The organism is Anaerobacillus sp. ABR4_321, from assembly GCF_056158505.1.
This window is the reverse complement of sequence record NZ_JBSWTK010000001.1, coordinates 628,353-648,971: the sequence shown is the minus strand read 5'-3', so window position 1 is coordinate 648,971 and position 20,619 is coordinate 628,353. Positions and strand designations below refer to the sequence as shown.

The 20,619-nt window shown below is 44.5% G+C and carries 13 protein-coding genes, 2 tRNA genes, 1 rRNA gene and 1 other RNA gene; 16 read left to right on the top strand and 1 reads right to left on the bottom strand.

Annotated features, from left to right (window positions below; genetic code table 11):
* Positions 1-29: 29 nt before the first annotated feature.
* From hppD to ACXADT_RS03575, 7 genes are all read left to right on the top strand, one after another.
* Entirely contained in the window at positions 30-1,148 is a 1,119-nt protein-coding gene (gene hppD / locus ACXADT_RS03605; RefSeq protein ID WP_270182956.1) for a 4-hydroxyphenylpyruvate dioxygenase, read from the top strand.
* Positions 1,149-1,182: 34 nt separating this feature from the next.
* The gene (locus ACXADT_RS03600; protein ID WP_270182955.1) at positions 1,183-1,812 is read left to right on the top strand and encodes a flavin reductase family protein; all 630 of its coding nucleotides are present in this window, start codon (positions 1,183-1,185) and stop codon (positions 1,810-1,812) included.
* Positions 1,813-1,817: 5 nt separating this feature from the next.
* Complete coding sequence (locus ACXADT_RS03595; protein ID WP_474833215.1) at positions 1,818-2,696, top strand: fumarylacetoacetate hydrolase family protein; 879 nt, start codon at positions 1,818-1,820, stop codon at positions 2,694-2,696.
* A 20-nt stretch (positions 2,697-2,716) separates the two neighbouring features.
* Positions 2,717-3,853: a homogentisate 1,2-dioxygenase gene (locus tag ACXADT_RS03590; RefSeq protein WP_474834639.1), complete on the top strand. Its 1,137-nt coding sequence runs from the start codon at positions 2,717-2,719 to the stop codon at positions 3,851-3,853.
* Between the two features lie 98 nt (positions 3,854-3,951).
* Positions 3,952-4,027: transfer RNA gene (locus tag ACXADT_RS03585), tRNA-Arg, on the top strand.
* Positions 4,028-4,229: 202 nt separating this feature from the next.
* Positions 4,230-12,446 carry a carboxypeptidase regulatory-like domain-containing protein gene (locus tag ACXADT_RS03580; RefSeq protein ID WP_474833214.1) on the top strand — a complete coding sequence of 2,739 codons (8,217 nt, stop codon included), beginning with the start codon at positions 4,230-4,232 and terminating at the stop codon, positions 12,444-12,446.
* A 148-nt stretch (positions 12,447-12,594) separates the two neighbouring features.
* On the top strand, positions 12,595-13,581 hold the full coding sequence (locus ACXADT_RS03575; protein ID WP_474809735.1) for a hypothetical protein: 987 nt from the start codon (positions 12,595-12,597) through the stop codon (positions 13,579-13,581).
* 38 nt (positions 13,582-13,619) lie between these two features.
* Here the strand turns inward: ACXADT_RS03575 and ACXADT_RS03570 are convergent, their stop codons facing one another.
* A complete protein-coding gene (locus ACXADT_RS03570; protein WP_474833212.1) occupies positions 13,620-14,243 on the bottom strand; it encodes a cysteine hydrolase family protein in 624 nt (207 codons plus the stop codon).
* 99 nt (positions 14,244-14,342) lie between these two features.
* Here ACXADT_RS03570 and tadA point away from each other — a divergent pair, with 99 nt between their 5' ends.
* The 9 genes from tadA (at position 14,343) to ACXADT_RS03525 (ending at position 20,578) form a co-directional block, all read left to right on the top strand.
* Positions 14,343-14,849 carry a tRNA adenosine(34) deaminase TadA gene (gene tadA, locus ACXADT_RS03565; RefSeq protein ID WP_270182935.1) on the top strand — a complete coding sequence of 169 codons (507 nt, stop codon included), beginning with the start codon at positions 14,343-14,345 and terminating at the stop codon, positions 14,847-14,849.
* Between the two features lie 46 nt (positions 14,850-14,895).
* Positions 14,896-14,988, top strand: a tRNA-Ser gene (locus ACXADT_RS03560).
* A 101-nt stretch (positions 14,989-15,089) separates the two neighbouring features.
* An RNA gene (gene ffs, locus ACXADT_RS03555) (signal recognition particle sRNA large type) lies at positions 15,090-15,356 on the top strand.
* Positions 15,357-15,493: 137 nt separating this feature from the next.
* Entirely contained in the window at positions 15,494-17,188 is a 1,695-nt protein-coding gene (gene dnaX / locus ACXADT_RS03550; protein ID WP_270182934.1) for a DNA polymerase III subunit gamma/tau, read from the top strand.
* A 32-nt stretch (positions 17,189-17,220) separates the two neighbouring features.
* Positions 17,221-17,547 (top strand): YbaB/EbfC family nucleoid-associated protein, encoded by a 327-nt coding sequence (locus ACXADT_RS03545; RefSeq protein WP_270182933.1) that lies wholly within the window; start codon positions 17,221-17,223, stop codon positions 17,545-17,547.
* Positions 17,548-17,558: 11 nt separating this feature from the next.
* Positions 17,559-18,155: a recombination mediator RecR gene (gene recR / locus ACXADT_RS03540; protein ID WP_270182932.1), complete on the top strand. Its 597-nt coding sequence runs from the start codon at positions 17,559-17,561 to the stop codon at positions 18,153-18,155.
* A gap of 17 nt (positions 18,156-18,172) precedes the next feature.
* Positions 18,173-18,394, top strand: a complete 222-nt coding sequence (locus ACXADT_RS03535) for a YaaL family protein (protein ID WP_270182931.1) — start codon at positions 18,173-18,175, stop codon at positions 18,392-18,394.
* 68 nt (positions 18,395-18,462) lie between these two features.
* On the top strand, positions 18,463-18,729 hold the full coding sequence (locus ACXADT_RS03530) for a pro-sigmaK processing inhibitor BofA family protein (RefSeq protein WP_270182930.1): 267 nt from the start codon (positions 18,463-18,465) through the stop codon (positions 18,727-18,729).
* 299 nt (positions 18,730-19,028) lie between these two features.
* Positions 19,029-20,578 (top strand): 16S ribosomal RNA (locus ACXADT_RS03525).
* The last annotated feature ends 41 nt before the right edge of the window (positions 20,579-20,619 follow it).

The window sequence follows — 20,619 nt, the reverse complement described above, 5'->3', positions numbered from 1 at the left end:
GTTGACTAACAAAAATTGGAGGGATTTGCGTGCAGGAACAAACGTTGAATAGTAGCCAGCAGGATACCGTAGATTTTTTCCCGGTGCATGATGTCGATTATCTTGAACTTTATGTTGGTAATGCAAAGCAATCAGCTCATTACTTTTGTAAGGCATTCGGTTTTAAGCCAGTCGCTTACTCTGGACTAGAAACAGGTGATCGCGAGAAAGTATCCTATGTGCTTCAACAGAATAATATTCGACTCGTTCTAACAGGTGCTCTTTCAAATGATCATCCAATCGCAGATTTTGTCAAACTTCATGGAGACGGCGTTAAGGACATTGCTCTTACTGTGGAAAATGTTGAAAAGGCTTACAAAGAAGCTGCAGAGCGTGGAGCGATCGAACTTAGCCCTCCGAAAGAATACAACGATGAGTTTGGAACAGTAAAAAAAGCTGTCATCGGTACATATGGTGACACGATTCATACATTAGTCGAACGAAAAGAGTATGAGGGCGTGTTTTTACCAGGATTCAAACAGTTCGAAGGTGATATTCCATCACAGACGACAGGACTTCTCGGTATCGACCATTGCGTAGGGAACGTGGAGTCGATGGAGGAATGGGTTTCCTACTATGAAAATGTGATGGGCTTTAAACAAATGATTCACTTTGACGATGAAGACATCAGTACGGAATATTCCGCTTTAATGTCCAAGGTTATGCATAACGGTGGTCGAATTAAATTCCCGATCAATGAACCTGCAGAGGGAAAGAAAAAGTCACAGATTCAGGAATACTTAGATTACTATAATGGCCCTGGTGTGCAGCATATCGCTGTTTTGACGAACGACATCGTAACAACAGTAGCGAAATTACGAGATGCAGGTGTAGAGTTTCTAGAAGCTCCTGATAATTACTATGATGTGTTAACGGAGCGAGTTGGTGAGATCGATGAAGAAATCGACAAGCTTCGTGAATTGAAAATATTGGTAGACCGAGACGATGAAGGCTATCTTCTCCAAATTTTCACGAAACCTGTCGTCGACCGTCCAACGCTATTTATTGAAATCATTCAGCGTAAAGGTGCAAAAGGATTCGGTGAAGGGAACTTTAAGGCGCTTTTCCAGGCGATTGAACGTGAACAAGAACGAAGAGGCAACTTATAAAAAACGAGAAAATGGTAGAAAAGGAGTTGCCAGTATGAAAGTTCAACCAGATACACTTGCATGGAAAGATGCATACAAATTACTGATCGGTTCCGTTCTTCCTCGCCCCATCGCCTTTGTCTCTAGTATCGATCGTAACGGCAGAGAAAACCTTGCACCATTTAGTTTTTTCACTGGAATATGTGCGGATCCTATGATGGTTTGCTTTGCACCGATGCGAAAAGCGGGTGAAGGTGATAAGAAAGACACCCTGCTGAATATAGAAGAAACGAAGGAATTTGTGATCAACATCGTAGGAGAAAAGATCGTTGAGCAAATGAATGAGTGTGCGACACCTTTCGATCGTGAAACAGATGAGTTTGTTGAAGCTGGTCTAACAAAAATTGAAAGTGAGTGCATTACCCCGCCAAGGGTGAAAGAGAGCGATGTGCAGCTTGAATGTGTACTCGATCAGATCGTTGAATTTGGGGACCGTGAAGGGGCAGGCAGTCTCGTGATCGGGAAAGTCGTGATGGTCCATGTTCGGGATGAGTTATATGAAGATGGCAAGATCAAGACAGAACTTTTGAAGCCTGTTGGAAGACTTGCAGGGCAGGAGTACACTCGAGCTACAAGCGATACATTTACACTCAAAAGGAAAACAACGGCTGAAGGAAAGAGCTGAGGACATTGAAATTCGTCACGTATGAGTTGCAAGGTGAAGAGCATGCAGGGGTTTTAAAGGGAGAAAAGGTGTATAACGTCCATCAAGCTTCTAACGGCAAGGTGCCAGATGACCTTTTAGAAATTGTTAAAGGAGATTATGCACTTGATCGTTTAGAATTAAATGATGGGCACGACCTGTCCCATGTGAAGCTGAAAGCACCTCTTCCTTGCCCTGCTAGTATAAGAGACTTTTATGCGTTTGAAGAACATGTCATTACGGCTAGACGCAAAAGAGAACTTGATGTGGTGCCTGAATGGTACGAGATTCCCGTCTTCTACTTTACAAATCATCATGCTGTAAAAGGTCCAGATGAGGTTATTGCCTCACCAAAAGACTGTGAAAAACTAGACTATGAACTAGAAATAGCTTGTGTCATAGGGAAAAAAGGTAGAAATATAAAAGCGAGTGAAGCAAGCGACTATCTATTCGGCTACATGATCATGAACGATTGGAGTGCGCGGGACATACAAGCGAAAGAGATGAAAGTAGGGCTCGGGCCAGCAAAAGGGAAGGATTTTGCAACTTCTTTCGGACCATATCTTGTTACGCCGGATGAATTATTGCTGCATGGGGAACTCGACCTTAAGATGGAAGCTTATGTGAACGGTGAACGTTATTCCGTGGGAAATGTGAAAGACATGTACTATTCATTTGGGGAATTGATCGAACGAGCGTCGAAAGATGTCACGCTGTATCCAGGGGAAGTAATCGGATCGGGTACCGTGGGCAGCGGATGTATCCTTGAGCAAACCGGACGTGATTGGTTGAAGGCTGGTGATCGAGTGGAACTCTCTATTACTCATCTCGGCAGCCTGATCAATGTTGTTGGAGAGGAGGAATAAGAGTGGCTTTTTACCAGAAGATGGGGGAGGTCCCTCATAAGAGACACACGATGTTTAAGAAAGAGGATGGATCCCTTTATAGAGAACAGGTGATGGGGACAAAAGGATTCTCAGGCATTCAGTCCATCCTCTACCACCATCATTTTCCTACAGCAGTAAAGGAAGCGAATTATTTAAAAGATGCTTTACCAGAGTATGAGAAGCAGGATGCATTGAGGCATCGTCATTTCCGTACAGCAGCATACGACAAAAAGGGGGATGCTGTTGTCGATAGGTGTTATTTCCTGGGGAATGAGGATGTTTTGATCGGAGTTGTGAATCCTGCAGAATCGATGAATTACTTTTACCGCAACAGTGATGGAGATGAGCTTTTCTTCGTTCATCATGGTACTGGTAAGATTGAAACGATGTTTGGTGAGATCACCTATGAGCCGGGCGATTATGTGTTGATTCCCATCGGCACGATTTATCGCGTCTTTCCGAACGACGAGAACCGCTGGTTAGTAATCGAGGCAACGAGCGCCATCACAACCCCTAGACGCTACCGGAATGAATACGGTCAGTTGATGGAACACAGCCCTTTCTGCGAGAGAGATATCAATGGGCCTGAGCGCCTGAATACGTATGATGAGAAGGGTGAGTTTGAGGTCGTTACAAAAGCACGTGGCAGCTTGCATCGACATGTGTTCGACCATCATCCATTGGATGTTGTTGGGTGGGATGGCTACCTTTTTCCGTGGAAGTTCAATATCCGTGACTTTGAACCGATAACGGGTCGTATTCATCAGCCGCCACCGGTTCACCAAACGTTCGAAGGACATAACTTCGTTGTATGTTCATTCGTGCCAAGATTATATGACTATCATCCAGAGTCGATACCAGCACCTTACTTTCATAGTAACGTCGACAGTGATGAAGTGCTTTATTATGTAGAGGGAAACTTTATGAGTCGTAAAGGGATCGAAGAGGCTTCGATCACCTTGCATCCATCTGGTATTCCTCATGGCCCGCATCCAGGTAAGATCGAAGGAAGCATCGGCAAAAAAGAAACGCTCGAGCTTGCTGTCATGATCGACACGTTCCGACCGCTCAAGACGATTGACAAAGCGAAGGATTATGAAGATCAAGCTTACATGAAAAGCTGGGTTACCGAGTAAACGATCAATTGGGGGAAACGAACGGAAGGCGCGGCTAGAATAATAGCCGCGCTATTACTTTTCATACATTCCCTTTTATTGTATAATAAAATCCATTCGGCCCCGTAGCTCAGGGGATAGAGCAACGGTTTCCTAAACCGCAGGTCGGAGGTTCGATTCCTCTCGGGGCCGCCATTCTTTTAATAACATACATAGATCTAGTAACACTCGAACAAAAATTTGTTCGGGTGTTTTTTTATACCCAGAGTTCAAAAAAACAGGCTTGTTCAACTAGGGACAAGGATGGAATTTAAGAGCACATATAGGCCTATCCACCACGACATGTACCCTTTCTATGCATAAACCTATAGGAAGTGAATATTAAGGAGGAAGAATAGTGTCATTTCCGAACGAAAATCAATATACATCCGTGCCTTTGGGATCAGGTTTTTATTTTGATGTGTTCAATGATGAATCTCCGGCAGCAGTAGATTTAGTCGGTGATACATCAAACCCATCGTTCGCCATCGCGTATGATGATACAAATGTCTACTTTCGTTTACGTTTAAACGATGACCCGCGTAATAATAAGAAAACAGGCTTTCAAAATTTTTCATGGGGTGTTTTATTCAATACTGGAGGACCGCCGGGAACGTACCAATGGCTTTTAGCTGTAGATGGGCTAAGTGGGGAGCTCGTTCTCATTGAAAACACAAACCAAGAAGTCAACTCATGGAATGATCCGGCTGAAGGAACCGATGGCAGAGGGAAACCAAATTACTCGCAGCCGATCATAAACTTCGATATTGCGAGGGTTACGCCAGCTGACACAACGTTTGGTGGGAATAACAACGTCTTTCTGGACTTTTTTATACCAGCCAACATTTTATTCGATTTTCTAAACATAACTGAAAACACACCACTGCAGCTTATATCGTTCACCTCGACGAATGCGAATAACTACAATAAGGACTCTTTGAGGATTTCTGAAGGTTTTCAGTTCACCGATGCTTTTTCTGATCCGATCTCAGTAGAGGATACTAACGTAAAAGCAAAACTAGATCTTCAAAAAATACTAGTGAGTGGTCCTACTACAGTCGGGGCAGGAGATGAAGCAGTCTATACTGCTAGATTAGTTGTAGAAAACACAGGCCAAAGCAAAGCGAAAACTGTTAAATTGCAAGATGTGATCGAGTTTGATTTAGTGAGTGGATTTTCAATCATTAGCAGCTCTACAGGTAATGCGTTTTATAATGAGAACACAAATACCCTGGGGTGGGAAATTGGAATTTTACCGCCTGGAGAAACGGCAGTTCTCGAATTTGAAGTGAGTGGATTCTTCACGACGGATGGAGAACGTGTTCTTGAAAGAGCAAGAGCGATAGGGACGGATGGTAACACTGGTGCGAGGATATCATCCGATACGGTTACGACGGTTATTACTGTAACTAGTAATGGAGGAGTTACCGGGATCGTTAAAAACCACACAACGGGTCTTCCTTTAGCGGATGTTGTCGTGGAACTAAAAGATGGCGCAACAACGATTGCTGTAACGACAACGAATGACAGAGGAGAGTATTCGCTTACTGAGATAGCGCCTGGGTCATACACGATTGAATATTCTAAGCCCAATTTCATTACAAATATCCAGACGGTGGTAGTCAGTTCAGGAGCGATCACAAGGAAAGATGTTTTTCTAACGGAGCTCCAAGGAGCCGTAGAAGGAACTGTTACAAATGGAAGTGGCGGGGCAATTGCGAATGCTACTGTTTTACTCGTCGATTCTGCTGGAAACGTCATCGATGAAGGTACCACGAATGCGAGCGGGGAATATAACTTCCCATCGGTAAAGACAGGATCTTACACAGTTGTTGTCAGCGCGTCAGGGTTTCAGTCGGCTGAACAAGGCGTAATGGTAAAGGGGGGTCAAACGTCGACTGCAAACTTTGTCCTTGAACCGAATCCAGGAACGGTACAAGGCACTGTAACAAATGAAGCAGGTGACCCACTGAGCGGTGCGTTAGTGGAGGTATTGAATCCTGCCGGAACGACAATCGCTAGAGTGTCGACTGATGCTTCTGGTAATTATGTTATCGATGATTTAGCTCCAGGGGATTATCAATTACGAGTAAGTAAAGATCTTTATCGAACATCCGTTGTTGGGTTTAATCTTGATGCTGGAGAAACAAAGAACGTGAACGTAGAGCTAATTGCAAACCCCGGGGCACTGGAGGGAGTTGTGACTGACTCTGCAACATCTGATCCGCTTCCTGGTACAACCGTTCAAGTTGTTGACGCTCGCGGCGTTACAGTAGCATCCACTATTACTGCTGTTGATGGCTCATATAGCTTTTCTAACCTTGCTCCGGGACAATACAGTGTGACGTTTATAAGCGATGGTTACGGATCGAAGACTGTTGGAACAAAAATACGTTCAAACGAAACAACACAACTTAACGTAAGTCTCGATCAACTAGTAGGGGGAATTGCAGGTCAGGTAACAGATAACGATGGGAATGTCCTGACAGGAGCAATAGTCGAAGCATTCTTCAACAATGTTCACGTTGCAACTGTTACAACGGATAACAATGGTTTGTATGAAATCAATAATCTTAGTCCAGGATTTTATACGATCACTGTCTCCAAGGTGGGATATTCTACGGAAACGGTTGGTGCATCTGTTGTTGAGAATGAAGTGACTCGGGCAAATGCAACTCTTATTCCTAATCCAGGAACGCTAGGAGGGACTGTGCTATCTAGCGGTGACCCGATTTCTGGAGCTGTCATCACCGTTCGCGATGATCGCACGGAAGCTATTATTACGCAAGTCATCACAGATGATCAGGGCAGATATACGGCACTTGGATTGGCACCAGGACCTTACACGATTATTGCGTCAGCTGAAGACTTTCAAAGTCAATTTAAAGGTGCGACGATCGTTTCAGACCAAACGACTACTGTAAACTTCTCATTAGAGCCAAATCCTTCAAGTGTTTCAGGCACAATCATAAACGGAGATACTGGCCTTCCAATCACTGGTTCTATGATTGAAGTGCAGATTTTTGATGCAGCTGGAACGTTAGTAACAACTGCATTTACGAATCTTAATGGAGAATACGAAGTAACGGATCTTCCACCAGGAATTTATAACATTACTGCGCATGCAGCTGATTTTCAATCGAACTCAGCTACTGCTTCCCTATTACCAGGAGCATCGACGGTAGTAGATATTGAACTTACGCCTGCACCGGGTAATATTGTCGGCACAGTAACAGATAGTGATGGAAACCCGCTTAGTAATGTATCTGTGAGGATCATTGATGATCAGGGACTTTTAGTAGGAACGATCTTAACTGATTCAAATGGAGGTTATGTGTTTAATGGTTTAGCACCAGGAAATTATACTGTTACAGCAATTGCTTCTGGCTTTCAGTCCTCTTCTACGGGGGCTATCGTAGAACCTAATGAAACAACAATCGTGAACCAAAGTTTAGAGAGTAACCCGGGCAGCATTTCAGGGACGGTATCTCCTGTCGTTGAAGGTACTACGGTTACGCTAAGAACATCAGATGACCTTTTTGTTGCAACAACACTCCTAAATGAGGCTGGAGAATTTACGTTCAGTAACCTCGTTCCCGGAGAATATATTGTTTCCGCCACTGCACCGAATTACCGTGTATCTACCGCGGGTTCCACGGTTGTCGCAGATCAAATAACGTCTGTTGATTTAACGATGCAGCCTAACCCTTCAGAAATGAGCGGTACGATTACTGAACCTAGTGGCAATCCGATTCCAAATGCTACTATTCAAATTATCGATACGAACGGTAGTATATTAGGCTCAGGTGCAACGGACCAATCCGGGCAATATGTGATTGGAAACTTACCGCCTGGATCTTTTTCAGTCATTGTCAGTGCACAAGACTTTGCTTCCACAACTGGTGGGATCACATTAACACCTGGTCAAACTGTAACGGATGCAGATTTTGTCTTGATTCCGGATCCAGGAACCATCGTCGGGCAAGTGATCGACACTTCTGGGAATGGCATTTCTGGTGCCACTGTCATCATTCGAACCTTTGATAATAATCAAATCAAAACGCTTACGACGAATGAGTTTGGAGAATTTATCGTTGAAGGGCTCGCCCCTGGTTCTTATACGGTAGTCGCAACGGCCACTAACTTTTCAACGGAATTTGTCGGTGCAGTAGTTGCGAGTAACGAAAATACGATCGCAACGTTAACGCTCGAGAGTTTAGTAGGGAATATTTCAGGATCAGTCGTTGATAGTGATGGCAATTTAATCACAGGTGATAATATTGGCATCAAGTTATTTAGTGCTAGTGGAGCCTTACTTCAAACGTTTGTTGCAAATTCAGACGGGACATTTTTCATTAGTGCGCTACAGCCTGGACAGTACAATGTGAATGCAACCGCCCCTTCTTATACTGCAAACACAGCGAGTGCAAGTGTTATTGCTGGAGCGACAGAAACGGTAACGATTCCTCTTCAACTTTTACCTGCTACTCTTACAGGAAGGGTAACGAATACTGCGACAGGGGAAGGGATTACCGGCGCTGTTCTAACGTTTACAACTTCAGAAGGACTACCGATCGCAACTTCGATCTCAGGCTTGAATGGCGAATATATTGTAGAAAACATCCCAGCAGGCACGGTAGTACTAAGCGTAAACGCAACTGATTTCGGTGCGAAATCCTTGACGACAGTGGTTGAGCCAGGAGAAGTTAAAACGCTAAATGTTGATCTTGAACAGAGTTTAGGATTTTTGACAGGTTATATTACGAATGTTGACACTGGAGAAGCGATTTCTGGTGCAGTCATCTTAATCAATGAAAATGGAGAACAAATCGCAACGATTACTTCTGATGACTCTGGACAGTTTTTAACAGAAGGATTGAGTCCTGGAAACTACCAAGCAGTTGTCGCTGCAGAAGGTTTTACAAGTCGTACAGCTAGCTTTAGTATCGAGCCGAACGAAACAACCGTACTCAGCTTCGCGCTATCACCGATCCCTGGAACGATTACTGGAAGAATCACTAACTTTAATACTGGAAGTCCGATTTCTGGAAGTACAATCGTTATACGCGAACAATCCCCGAGTGGTCCAGTAATCGCTACTACGACTACGAACTCTAATGGCGAGTATATCGTGAATACTCTATCTGCAAGCACATATACGGTCACTGCTTCAGCTGAAGATTTTGGTGCTGCAGAGGCAACAACAATTGTTGGCCGCGGTGAAACCAAAACAGTCGACATTAAGTTGATACCGGACCCAGGAGCTATTCAAGGTACGATTAGAAATGCGAATACAGGTCTTGAGTTATCCGGAATAACGGTAGAGCTATTTAATCAAGATGGCATGCTTGTCTTCACAACAAACACCGATGAGAATGGCTTCTATCAATTTACGGAACTAGAAGCTCTTCAATATAGAGTTGTGACGAGAAACCCAGATTTTCAGACTCAAGAAATTGGCGTCATCGTCACTTCTGGAGACACAGAAATCGTTAATATCAACTTAGACTCAAATCCAGGAAGTATTACTGGTACGATTGTCGATGCAGACACAAATACAAGGCTAGTCGGCGCAGAGGTCACAGCATTCTTCGCTCAGGATCTTGTACCAATCGCTACGACCACGACGAATGGTTTGGGAGAGTATACGATTTCAGGTCTTGTTCCAGGAACGTATACGATCGTCGCGAATGCGGTTGGCTACACTGAAAATTCTACGGGAAGTACCGTTTCGGCAAATGCGACAACACTCACAAATCTATCATTAACAGGTATCCCTGCTAGTCTATCTGGTACTGTGCTAGATGAAAATGGGCAGCCACTCAAAAATGCTGTTGTTAAAATTATCGATGTGAACGGTGTTGTAATCGGAACAAGTGCAGTTGATGAAAACGGAAACTATTCAATAGGAGGATTGAAGCCAGGGACTTACAGAATTTTAGCGTCAGCTCCTGGAACATCTGCACCTGACGTGGGCAGCGCATCGACAGGGGTATCGCTCGTCGCAGAACAAAACAGAGTCGTTAATTTCGTGCTTAGACTAAATCCAGGAAGAATATCTGGAATGGTGTTCGATGAAGTTACAGGAAATCCGGTCGTAGGAGCTAACGTCAACATCCTTGATAGTAACGGGCTAGTCATTGCCACAACGGCAACGACTACAGGTGGAAGTTATTTAGTAGGAGGGCTTGAAGCAGGAAGTTATACCGTTTCCGCTACGAAAGCTTCCTATGCACGGAAAACAGCTGGGGCCATCGTTGAACCTGATCAAACAACGACAGTTGATCTCTTTCTTAGAAGAACGACTGGTTCAATCTTCGGCAAACTTCAGGATGAGACTGGACATCAAATAATCTCAGATACGGTTGGGGTTCGATTGCTTGATGAAAAGGGATTGCTTCTTCAGTCTACCGTCGCTTCGCCAGAGTGCGAGTTTAGTTTTAGTGACTTAGCTCCTGGTCAATATCTTGTAAGCATCAGTGCTAACGGTTATCAATCTAAGGTTGTCCCTGTAACGGTCGTCGGAGGAGAAGTCAGTGAGTTGACCATCACCCTCTTCCGTAATGCGGGAATTATAACTGGTACGGTAACGAACATGGATACTGGAAATGGAATCGCTGGAGCAACTATTCAAATAAAGGACGCTGCGAATATTACCCTTGCCAATGGAGTCACGAATGAAGATGGCAGCTTTACGGTTCAAAATATCCCACCAGGATCTCAGGTAGTCACTGCATCACGGGATGGGTTTGGAACGGGATCTACAGGTGTAAATGTCGTTGCCAACGAAGTATCAGAAGTCACCATTTCATTAACTCCTAATCCTGGTAGCATCGGTGGAAGCATTACAGACGAAGCAACAGGCTTGCCGGTTCCCAATGCAAACGTACAGGTAATGAACGAAGCGGGTACGATCATAGCAACCGTACTCAGTCAACCGGATGGTCAGTACCTTGTTTCAGATATCCCTTCAGGCGTCTATGAAGTGATCGTCAGTCATCCTGAGTATGGCATAAAGCTTGCAGGCGCGATCGTTGAAAGTAATGAAAAAACTACCCTTGATTTCGCCCTGAACCCAAATCCAGGAAGCCTTAGCGGAATCGTTGTTAATCAAGAAACGAAAGAAAGAGTTTCAGGTGCGATCGTTGAATTAAGGTGGTTGAGCCCTGATGGGGAACTTGTCGCTTCTACTCTAACAAACGAAAATGGAGAGTATTTAATAACTGGACTTACACCTGCCATCTATATGGTGGTTGCATTTGGCGGGGGTCTTGGAAGTGATTTAGCTTCAATCGAAATACGCTCCAATGAAATGGTTGTCCAAAACCTTGGATTGTTTCCACTTCCAGCTAACGTGAGAGGGAACGTAAGAGATGCAGCAACCGGCTTGCCAATCGAAGGTGCACTTGTTCGGTTGGTCACGTCAAGCGGTGGCTTCCTGCAAAGAGGGCAAACTGATCGTGATGGGAATTATTTAATCGAAGGGTTTGACCCGGGCGAGTATACGCTCGTTGTTCGAAATGAAACGTATGACTCAACGGCAAAAGAATTTACAGCAGAGCCTCTCGAAACAGCTGAAGTGAACTTTGCATTATCTTTAAGTCCAGGATCTGTTTCAGGTAGAGTGAAAGACGAGAACACATCAAGATTTGTAGCAGGTGTCTCAATTATTGTTCTAAACGAGTTGAATGTACCGATCGCGAACACACTTACTGACCAAAACGGGAACTATGTGATCAATGGGTTAGCACCGGGCCGTTATTCAATTAGAGCTTTAGCAGTCGGCTGCGATTCAAACGCCAAAGCATTGACGATCATAGCAGGAGAAACCACTACGGTTAACTTCTTACTAACTGGTGACCCATCAATCGTTAGAGGGAACGTAACAGATGAAAATGGAAATGCACTTAATGATGTAGGGGTAACGGTTTTTGACAGCAATGGAAATGTTGTAGGAAGAGGCGTGACAAGTCGAGAGGGCGTTTATGTAATCGGTTATCTTCCAGCAGAAACATTAACTTTTGTTGCATCCTTGCCTGGATTTACACCGGATGAGAAAGTCATCACGTTATTACCTAACAGTGATCGAACTGTTAATTTTGTACTCGGTGCAGCAAACCCAGGTATCCTTTTCGGAAGAGTAACGAGTGAGAGAACGGGTGAGCCAATCGGTGGTGCAACGATCACTGCGAGGAGAAATAATGAGATCTTCGCGGAAGTTTCTACTCGTCAGGATGGAACGTACTCGATGGAGCTTCCAGAAGGTGATTATTTAATACGCGCAGCTGCACCATCATTTGAACCTCAAACAGAACCTATATTTATTCAAGCGGGAGAACGTGAAGAGCTAAACTTCACATTACAAGACGGCTCGCCACCACGAGATCAGTATTATCTATTTAGCTGTGAGAATGGTGAACCTCTAAATGTGTCCAATAGTTTTGTGCCGACGCCGTTCACCTTGCTGACGATCGATAGAAAAACAAACTGTGGCTATTTCTCTTATATCGATCTTGGCACAGAAAGAACATTAATCGTTTGTCTAAGCTGCTTTACAATCAGTAGAATCGAGTAATGACATAACCGATGAGTGATCACTCATCGGTTTTTTGTTTTTCTACGAAAGTTTACGATTTAACGTTCATTGTTAAAAAATGCAAGCTAAAGAATTGTAAAGGTGATATGATAGAGATAAAAGATTGCTAGGTTGGGAGGCTATCACGTTGGATGAGTGGAAAGGTGCAGCGGCCGATGTGTTTCGAGCCGTACGTATCAATTTAAAATCCGAGCTTTCTCCACTGGTTGATGGGGTGCAAACCCTATTTTCAGACAACCCATGGGGGCAGCTTTTCTTATTATTGCTATCACTTGTGGTCCTAGTGCAGGTCATTAGTCTAGTAGCACGTGCATATGACCGCGCATTTCGGCAGACCATCGAACGTAAGATGGAGACGAACTCGAACATTAATCGTTTTTTTAAGGGTTTCTTGCATCATAGAAGGTCGGACGGATGGATGAATGATACTTCGTGGCTGCAAAAGGAACTGCAGCGCTTCGATCTGTACGAGCTTGAGTGGTTGAAAGCAGAGCTTACAAGTGCTGAGAATGATTTTCGAGATTATCGTCCGCAAACGTTACTTGCTGGAATTCTTTTCTCAATCGTTACGCTACTTCTTGTATGGTATTACGAGTGGACGATTTTTGAGCAAGAGATCCTATCCTATGTCCTGCCTGTCCTCATTATCACGTGGTGTATCGGACTCGTATCCTATAAGGTAGGAATTAAGAAGCGCTTTTATCGTTCTTTAACGACGAATGTAGAACTTGCGATCCCTACTAAAAAAGTTCAAGACGTGATGAAGTATATCGATTCTGATTTGAAAAGGTACAAGATCGAGCATTCAATTACGGATGGTGGATATTATGAGGTCATTCGGTGTATGACGTGTACATACCATTCAAAGTATCTAGAAGAAGTGCGTTTTCAAATCAATGATACGTTCCTTTCTTTTAAGGCGGATGAACGCGCAATCGAAGTGACGGTAAGCAGTGAGTATAACCATACATTTACCATCGACCGCCTTGAGTTTAAAAATGGATATTGTCAAAGTCTCAGAAAGGGAAGTAAGCTGTTTGACGATAAACTGATGGTAACGTATTTGAATGCTGCCTTCGAGCAAAGACCAGCTTATTTCCAAACGAGCTCATAATCGACGAGAACCCCTTCTATAGTAGAGGGGGTTCTTCATTATCCTTCATAGGAGGTAACAGTGTTCTTGTCATCAGCTTTTTGCATGATTTCTTTCAGGTCTAGTTCGGTTGAAGGTTGGATGTTTGCCTTTAGATTTCCTTCCATAAGTTTTAATGCATAATCGTTATCTTCCTTCACGTTCGAAGCGCTACAGTCACTTGGGATGTATAGTTCATATTCCCTCATATATGCATCGTTGGCTGTGAATAAGACACAGATATTCCCTGCAAATCCAGTCAGAATAAGGGTGTGTACTTTTAGATATTTTAATAAGGAAGAAAGTGGTGTTGAAAAGAAGCCAGAATGCTTCGGTTTGACTACTGTGTAGTCGTCATCATCAGGCGCTAGCCGGTCGACTAGGTGCTTTCCGTTCGCTTCTGCAGCGTAGTTAACGACTTTATTAAAATTCGATTGCCACATACCATAGTTATCGTTCACGTAGATGACCGGCATCCCGTTTTCTTTTGCACTCTTTTTCAAGGATGCAATGCGATCAGCGGCATCTTCTGTATATCTAGCTAGTAATTCTGAGCCTTTGAAATCCATTGTATTGATAACATCGATTAATAGTAATGCGACGGATGATTGCTGGTGTTCGGATTTTGTATGTTCTTTACTCATAAGAACTCCTCTCCTTATAATAGGTGATAGAATTGGAAATTGTATGTAGTTTACCCAAGAGTGTAAAGAAATAAAACATTGTAAGAAGGAGCTACTCTAATGGAAGATGCACAGTACGGCGATGGTTATTTTATGCAAAAAGCAATTGAAGAAGCAAAAAAAGCTGAGGCAATTGGGGAAGTTCCGATCGGTGCAGTCATCGTAAAAGATAATGAAGTGATCGCATCGGCATACAACTTAAGAGAATCTGAACAGCGTTCTGTCGCGCATGCGGAACTTTTAGCTATAGATGAAGCTTGTAGAGTGACCGGAAGCTGGCGATTAACAGGGTGTACTCTCTATGTGACGCTTGAACCCTGCGCGATGTGTAGTGGTGCGATCGTACTCTCTAGAGTTGAACGAGTAGTATATGGCGCGAGTGATCCGAAGGGTGGGTGTGCCGGTACGCTTATGAACCTTCTCGACGATAGTCGCTTTAACCATCAAGCAGAGGTAACGTGTGGTGTCATGGAAGAAGAATGCGGCTCGATGTTATCGACATTCTTCCGTACATTAAGAGAACAGAGGAAGGAAGAAAAGCGCAGAAGGAAAGAAGATAACGTTTGATACGAACAACGCATAGATGTTATATTATTTCTTGCAATCGATAGATGGAGGCGTACCCAAGTCTGGCTGAAGGGGGCTGACTCGAAATCAGCTAGGGCGTTCACGCGCCGCGGGGGTTCGAATCCTCTCGCCTCCGCCATCTTACAAAAGTTGGAGTATTGGATCTATTGATATTTTCGCTTCGATGCGATATACTAGATTTTGCACGTTAGACGTGCACTAAAAATGTTATCAAATTTGCCGTGCTAGGTGGGGAATTAGCGGTGCCCTGTACTCGCAATCCGCTACAGCGAGACTGAATCCCTTCCCGAGGTTTAGCTACTGCAGGGTCTGCCCTGAATAAGTGGTGTTGACATTCGGGTCCTGCGCAACAGAGTCCTACGAACCCTGTCAGGTCCGGAAGGAAGCAGCAGTAAGTAGGTTCCCTCTGTGTGCCGCGGGAGTGCCCGGATCGAGCTAACTGTTCAGGTAACGCTTGTGGTGGCTTTATCGAAGGAAGGTGCACGGTTTTAATACTTAAATGCTCAACTCACTCTCTAAAGAGTGAGTTTTTTCATGTATAAATTATAAGATTGTTTTTTGAATTAGAAACAACGAAACGGTATAATAGAAAAGGATGAAGAGGTTAGGAGGAGAGTAGGCGAATGAGTTATCAAGCGTTATATCGTGTTTGGCGGCCCCAAACGTTCGAAGACGTAGTCGGCCAGAAACATGTTACACGAACAATTCAAAATGCACTGATGCAGCAAAAAATCTCTCACGCCTATTTGTTTACAGGACCTCGAGGAACGGGAAAAACGAGTGCTGCGAAAATTATTGCAAAAGCAATTAACTGTGAGAAAGCGCCAGTAGCTGAACCTTGTAACGAATGCTCAGCATGTTTAGGAATTACAGATGGCTCGATCTCAGATGTTATCGAAATCGATGCGGCTTCAAACACTGGTGTCGATGATATTCGAGACATTCGCGATAAAGTGAAATACGCGCCGAGTTCTGTTTCTTATAAGGTGTACATTATCGATGAGGTTCACATGCTGTCGACGGGAGCATTTAATGCGTTACTTAAAACACTTGAAGAACCACCAAAACACGTGGTGTTTATCCTAGCGACAACGGAGCCACACAAGATTCCATTAACAATCATATCAAGGTGCCAGCGCTTTGATATGAGACGAATCACGGCTCACGACATCGTAGGGAGATTACAAACAATCATCGAAGCACAACAGATCGCTGTTCAAGAAGATGCCCTCTATCAAGTAGCAAGAGCCGCGGATGGAGGAATGCGAGATGCATTAAGTATCCTTGATCAAGCAATATCCTATAGTGAAGCGGAAGTTATTCTTGACGATGTTCTCGCAGTCACAGGTAGTGTGTCTCAGAAAATGATCTCTCGAATAGCTGGTGCATTTTACGAGAAAGATGTAGCTGAGGCGCTAAATGCAGTGGAAGAGCTTATGGAGCACGGAAAAGATGCAGCGCGGTTCTTAGAAGATTTAATCTATTACTTTAGAGACCTTCTCCTTTTCCAAACTGCACCTCAGCTTGAAGAAGTAGAAGAACGAGTGAAGGTAGATGAATCGTTTCAACACCTTGCGAAGAATAGTTCGAAAGAGTGGGTATACAAGGTTATCGAAACACTTAACCGCAATCAGCAAGAGATGAAGTGGACGAATCACCCACGCATATTCTTAGAACTGGCGCTCGTTCAAATTTGTCAGGAAGAGACAGATAGTCAAGCAACTCAAGATCAGAGTGACCTTCTTGACCGTATTCAAAAACTTGAAAGTGAACTCAACGAGTTGAAGCAGAAAGGAATCGAGGTCAAGCAAGTAGAATCTGAACAAGAAGCTAAACCGAAGAAACAATTTAAACCATCGAGACAGAAATCTAGTGTATCTCATGGTAAAATAAAAGAGATCCTCAAAAAGGCAACGAAACAGGACCTCATGAAGGTAAAAAGTGTCTGGGGAGAAGTAATGGAAAACGTGCGTCAGGAAAAAGTGTCTGCTCACGCGTGGTTAAAAGACAGTGAGCCGGTTGCTGCGACAGAAAAAACGTTCCTGCTTTCGTTCCAATACGAAATGCACTGCCAGATGGCTGCCAAGGATAACATACGAGGGACTGTAGAAAGTGTCCTTTCAAGAACGCTTGGCAGAACGATGGAGATGGTAGGAATTGTTGAGGATGATTGGCAGCAAATCCGTAGCGAATTCCTGAAGACAAGAGACGAACCTGATACAGGCGAAGGTGAAAAATCAGAGCAATCAGGTGAAGATCCACTCGTCTCTGAAGCAAGACGTCTTGTAGGCGATGATCTACTCGATATTCAATCTTAAAAATTCAACTATAAATAAGGAGGAATTGTTTTATGAAACGCGGAATGGGTGGCATGAACAACAACATGATGAAACAAATGCAGAAGATGCAAAAGGATATGGCGAAGGCCCAGGAAGAACTAAAAGAAAAAACTGTTGAAGGTTCTGCTGGTGGCGGAATGGTCGTTGTAAAAGCAAACGGTCATAAAGAAGTGCTTGAGGTAATCGTGAAAGAAGAAGTTGTCGATCCAGACGACATCGATATGCTTCAAGACTTGATCCTTGCTGCAACAAACGATGCTCTTCGTAATGTAGATGAACTCGTAAACAAAGACATGGGTAAATTCACACAGGGACTTAATATACCTGGATTAATGTAGGGGGTATGCAGGTGCATTATCCTGAACCAATATCAAAACTAATCGATAGTTTTATGAAATTGCCGGGAATCGGACCAAAAACGGCGGTCCGCCTGGCTTTTTTCGTGCTAGAAATGAAAGATGATGATGTGTTGGATTTCGGTAAGGCGTTAGTAAATGCAAAGCGTCAATTAACATATTGCTCAGTCTGTCATCACATCACTGACACGGATCCTTGCCGAATTTGTTCAGATAGCCATCGAGATGAGACGGTTATTTGTGTCGTACAAGATGCGAAAGATGTTATCGCAATCGAAAAAATGAAAGATTACACTGGTTTGTACCATGTTCTTCATGGTGCGATCTCTCCGGTTGATGGGATTGGTCCTGAGGACATCAAAGTGCCTGAGCTATTGAAGCGTCTACAAGACGATAAGGTTACTGAGATCATCCTTGCAACAGATCCTACCATTGAAGGAGAAGCCACAGCCATGTATATCGCCCGGCTCGTTAAACCAACGGGTATTCGAATCACGCGTATCGCGCACGGTCTTCCTGTCGGAGGCGACTTAGAATACGCTGATGAAGTGACACTCTCTAAAGCATTAGAAGGACGACGTGAACTATAGCAGCAGGGGGGAAGAATATGTTCTTCAAGCGGAAAGGCTACCTGAGAAAAGAAGCCGATGAGCATTTGATTCAAGCTCTGCAAGAATTAAAAGAAGTTTGGAATAAACAAAAAGAAATAGTAGGTCGCAGCGTGGAACCTTCTGGAGCTGTTCTAGCCCGGTTGAAGCTTGATGAAGCCAAGTACTTCTTCCTATTAAAAGAAGCGAAGCGTAGAAAAATAAGAATGGGGAAGCCATAAACTTCCCGTTCTTTTTTATTTGGACAGACATACACTTTAATAATTCTTGAAAAGAGCGGGGGACTTTTATGGATCCTAAACTCGTCATCGGATTATTTGCTTTATGTATTGTTCTGTTACTGTTCATCGGAGCACCTTTGAAACCCATGCGCTGGGTTGGTCACGGATTGATCAAGCTCGCCATCGGTGCACTGCTATTATTCTTCTTGAATACATTCGGAACACCCTTTGACCTCCATGTACCGATCAATTTAGGAACAGCAGCGATTTCAGGGTTTCTAGGAATCCCTGGTCTAGTTGCTTTAGCTGCTATTCAGCTCATTATAATAGCGTAAAGAGAGAGGAACTCGTTCGTATAAGAGTTCCTTTTTGTTTTTCTAAAATAATTTTTCAAAAAGGGTTGCGTTCTAATCGATGTGCTGTTAATATTATAGAAGTCGCCGATAAGACACGGCAGACGCAAAGAAATGTTTTAAAAAGTTGTTGACGGCAAACGAGTTAATATGATATATTAATAAAGTCGCTGAAAACGACATTGAAAGAAACAAATCGATCTTTGAAAACTGAACGAAACGCCATGCAAGAAATTGTTTCTACGGAAACAAACATTGTTTTAAAGCTAGATTGAACTTTTCTATCGGAGAGTTTGATCCTGGCTCAGGACGAACGCTGGCGGCGTGCCTAATACATGCAAGTCGAGCGGAGAAATGGGAGCTTGCTCCCATTTCTCAGCGGCGGACGGGTGAGTAACACGTGGGCAACCTGCCCTACAGACTGGGATAACTCCGGGAAACCGGAGCTAATACCGGGTAATACATAGCATCGCATGATGCAACGTTGAAAGTTGGCCTTTGGCTAACACTGTAGGATGGGCCCGCGGCGCATTAGCTAGTTGGTAAGGTAACGGCTTACCAAGGCCACGATGCGTAGCCGACCTGAGAGGGTGATCGGCCACACTGGGACTGAGACACGGCCCAGACTCCTACGGGAGGCAGCAGTAGGGAATCTTCCGCAATGGACGAAAGTCTGACGGAGCAACGCCGCGTGAGTGACGAAGGCCTTCGGGTCGTAAAGCTCTGTTGTTAGGGAAGAACAAGTACCGTTCGAATAGGGCGGTACCTTGACGGTACCTAACCAGAAAGCCACGGCTAACTACGTGCCAGCAGCCGCGGTAATACGTAGGTGGCAAGCGTTGTCCGGAATTATTGGGCGTAAAGCGCGCGCAGGCGGTCTCTTAAGTCTGATGTGAAAGCCCACGGCTCAACCGTGGAGGGCCATTGGAAACTGGGGGACTTGAGTGCAGAAGAGGAGAGTGGAATTCCACGTGTAGCGGTGAAATGCGTAGATATGTGGAGGAACACCAGTGGCGAAGGCGGCTCTCTGGTCTGTAACTGACGCTGAGGCGCGAAAGCGTGGGGAGCAAACAGGATTAGATACCCTGGTAGTCCACGCCGTAAACGATGAGTGCTAGGTGTTGGGGGGTTCCACCCTCAGTGCTGAAGTTAACACATTAAGCACTCCGCCTGGGGAGTACGACCGCAAGGTTGAAACTCAAAGGAATTGACGGGGGCCCGCACAAGCAGTGGAGCATGTGGTTTAATTCGAAGCAACGCGAAGAACCTTACCAGGTCTTGACATCCTCTGCCACTCCTAGAGATAGGACGTTCCCCTTCGGGGGACAGAGTGACAGGTGGTGCATGGTTGTCGTCAGCTCGTGTCGTGAGATGTTGGGTTAAGTCCCGCAACGAGCGCAACCCTTGATCTTAGTTGCCAGCATTCAGTTGGGCACTCTAAGGTGACTGCCGGTGACAAACCGGAGGAAGGTGGGGACGACGTCAAATCATCATGCCCCTTATGACCTGGGCTACACACGTGCTACAATGGACGGTACAAAGGGCAGCAACACCGCGAGGTGAAGCGAATCCCATAAAGCCGTTCTCAGTTCGGATTGCAGGCTGCAACTCGCCTGCATGAAGCCGGAATTGCTAGTAATCGCGGATCAGCATGCCGCGGTGAATACGTTCCCGGGCCTTGTACACACCGCCCGTCACACCACGAGAGTTTGTAACACCCGAAGTCGGTGAGGTAACCTTTTGGAGCCAGCCGCCGAAGGTGGGACAAATGATTGGGGTGAAGTCGTAACAAGGTAGCCGTATCGGAAGGTGCGGCTGGATCACCTCCTTTCTATGGAGAATTACGAGGCAACATTGGTTGCCAAACTTGCA

Excerpts from the sequence above, each read along its gene's own strand:
- ACXADT_RS03600 (WP_270182955.1), top strand. The coding sequence starts at position 1,183 with ATGAAAGTTCAACCAGATACACTTGCATGGAAAGATGCATACAAATTA.
- ACXADT_RS03570 (WP_474833212.1), bottom strand. The coding sequence starts at position 14,243 with ATGAGTAAAGAACATACAAAATCCGAACACCAGCAATCATCCGTCGCA.
- ACXADT_RS03545 (WP_270182933.1), top strand. The coding sequence starts at position 17,221 with ATGAAACGCGGAATGGGTGGCATGAACAACAACATGATGAAACAAATG.
- ACXADT_RS03590 (WP_474834639.1), top strand. The coding sequence starts at position 2,717 with ATGGGGGAGGTCCCTCATAAGAGACACACGATGTTTAAGAAAGAGGAT.
- ACXADT_RS03535 (WP_270182931.1), top strand. The coding sequence starts at position 18,173 with ATGTTCTTCAAGCGGAAAGGCTACCTGAGAAAAGAAGCCGATGAGCAT.
- ACXADT_RS03530 (WP_270182930.1), top strand. The coding sequence starts at position 18,463 with ATGGATCCTAAACTCGTCATCGGATTATTTGCTTTATGTATTGTTCTG.
- dnaX (WP_270182934.1), top strand. The coding sequence starts at position 15,494 with ATGAGTTATCAAGCGTTATATCGTGTTTGGCGGCCCCAAACGTTCGAA.
- tadA (WP_270182935.1), top strand. The coding sequence starts at position 14,343 with ATGGAAGATGCACAGTACGGCGATGGTTATTTTATGCAAAAAGCAATT.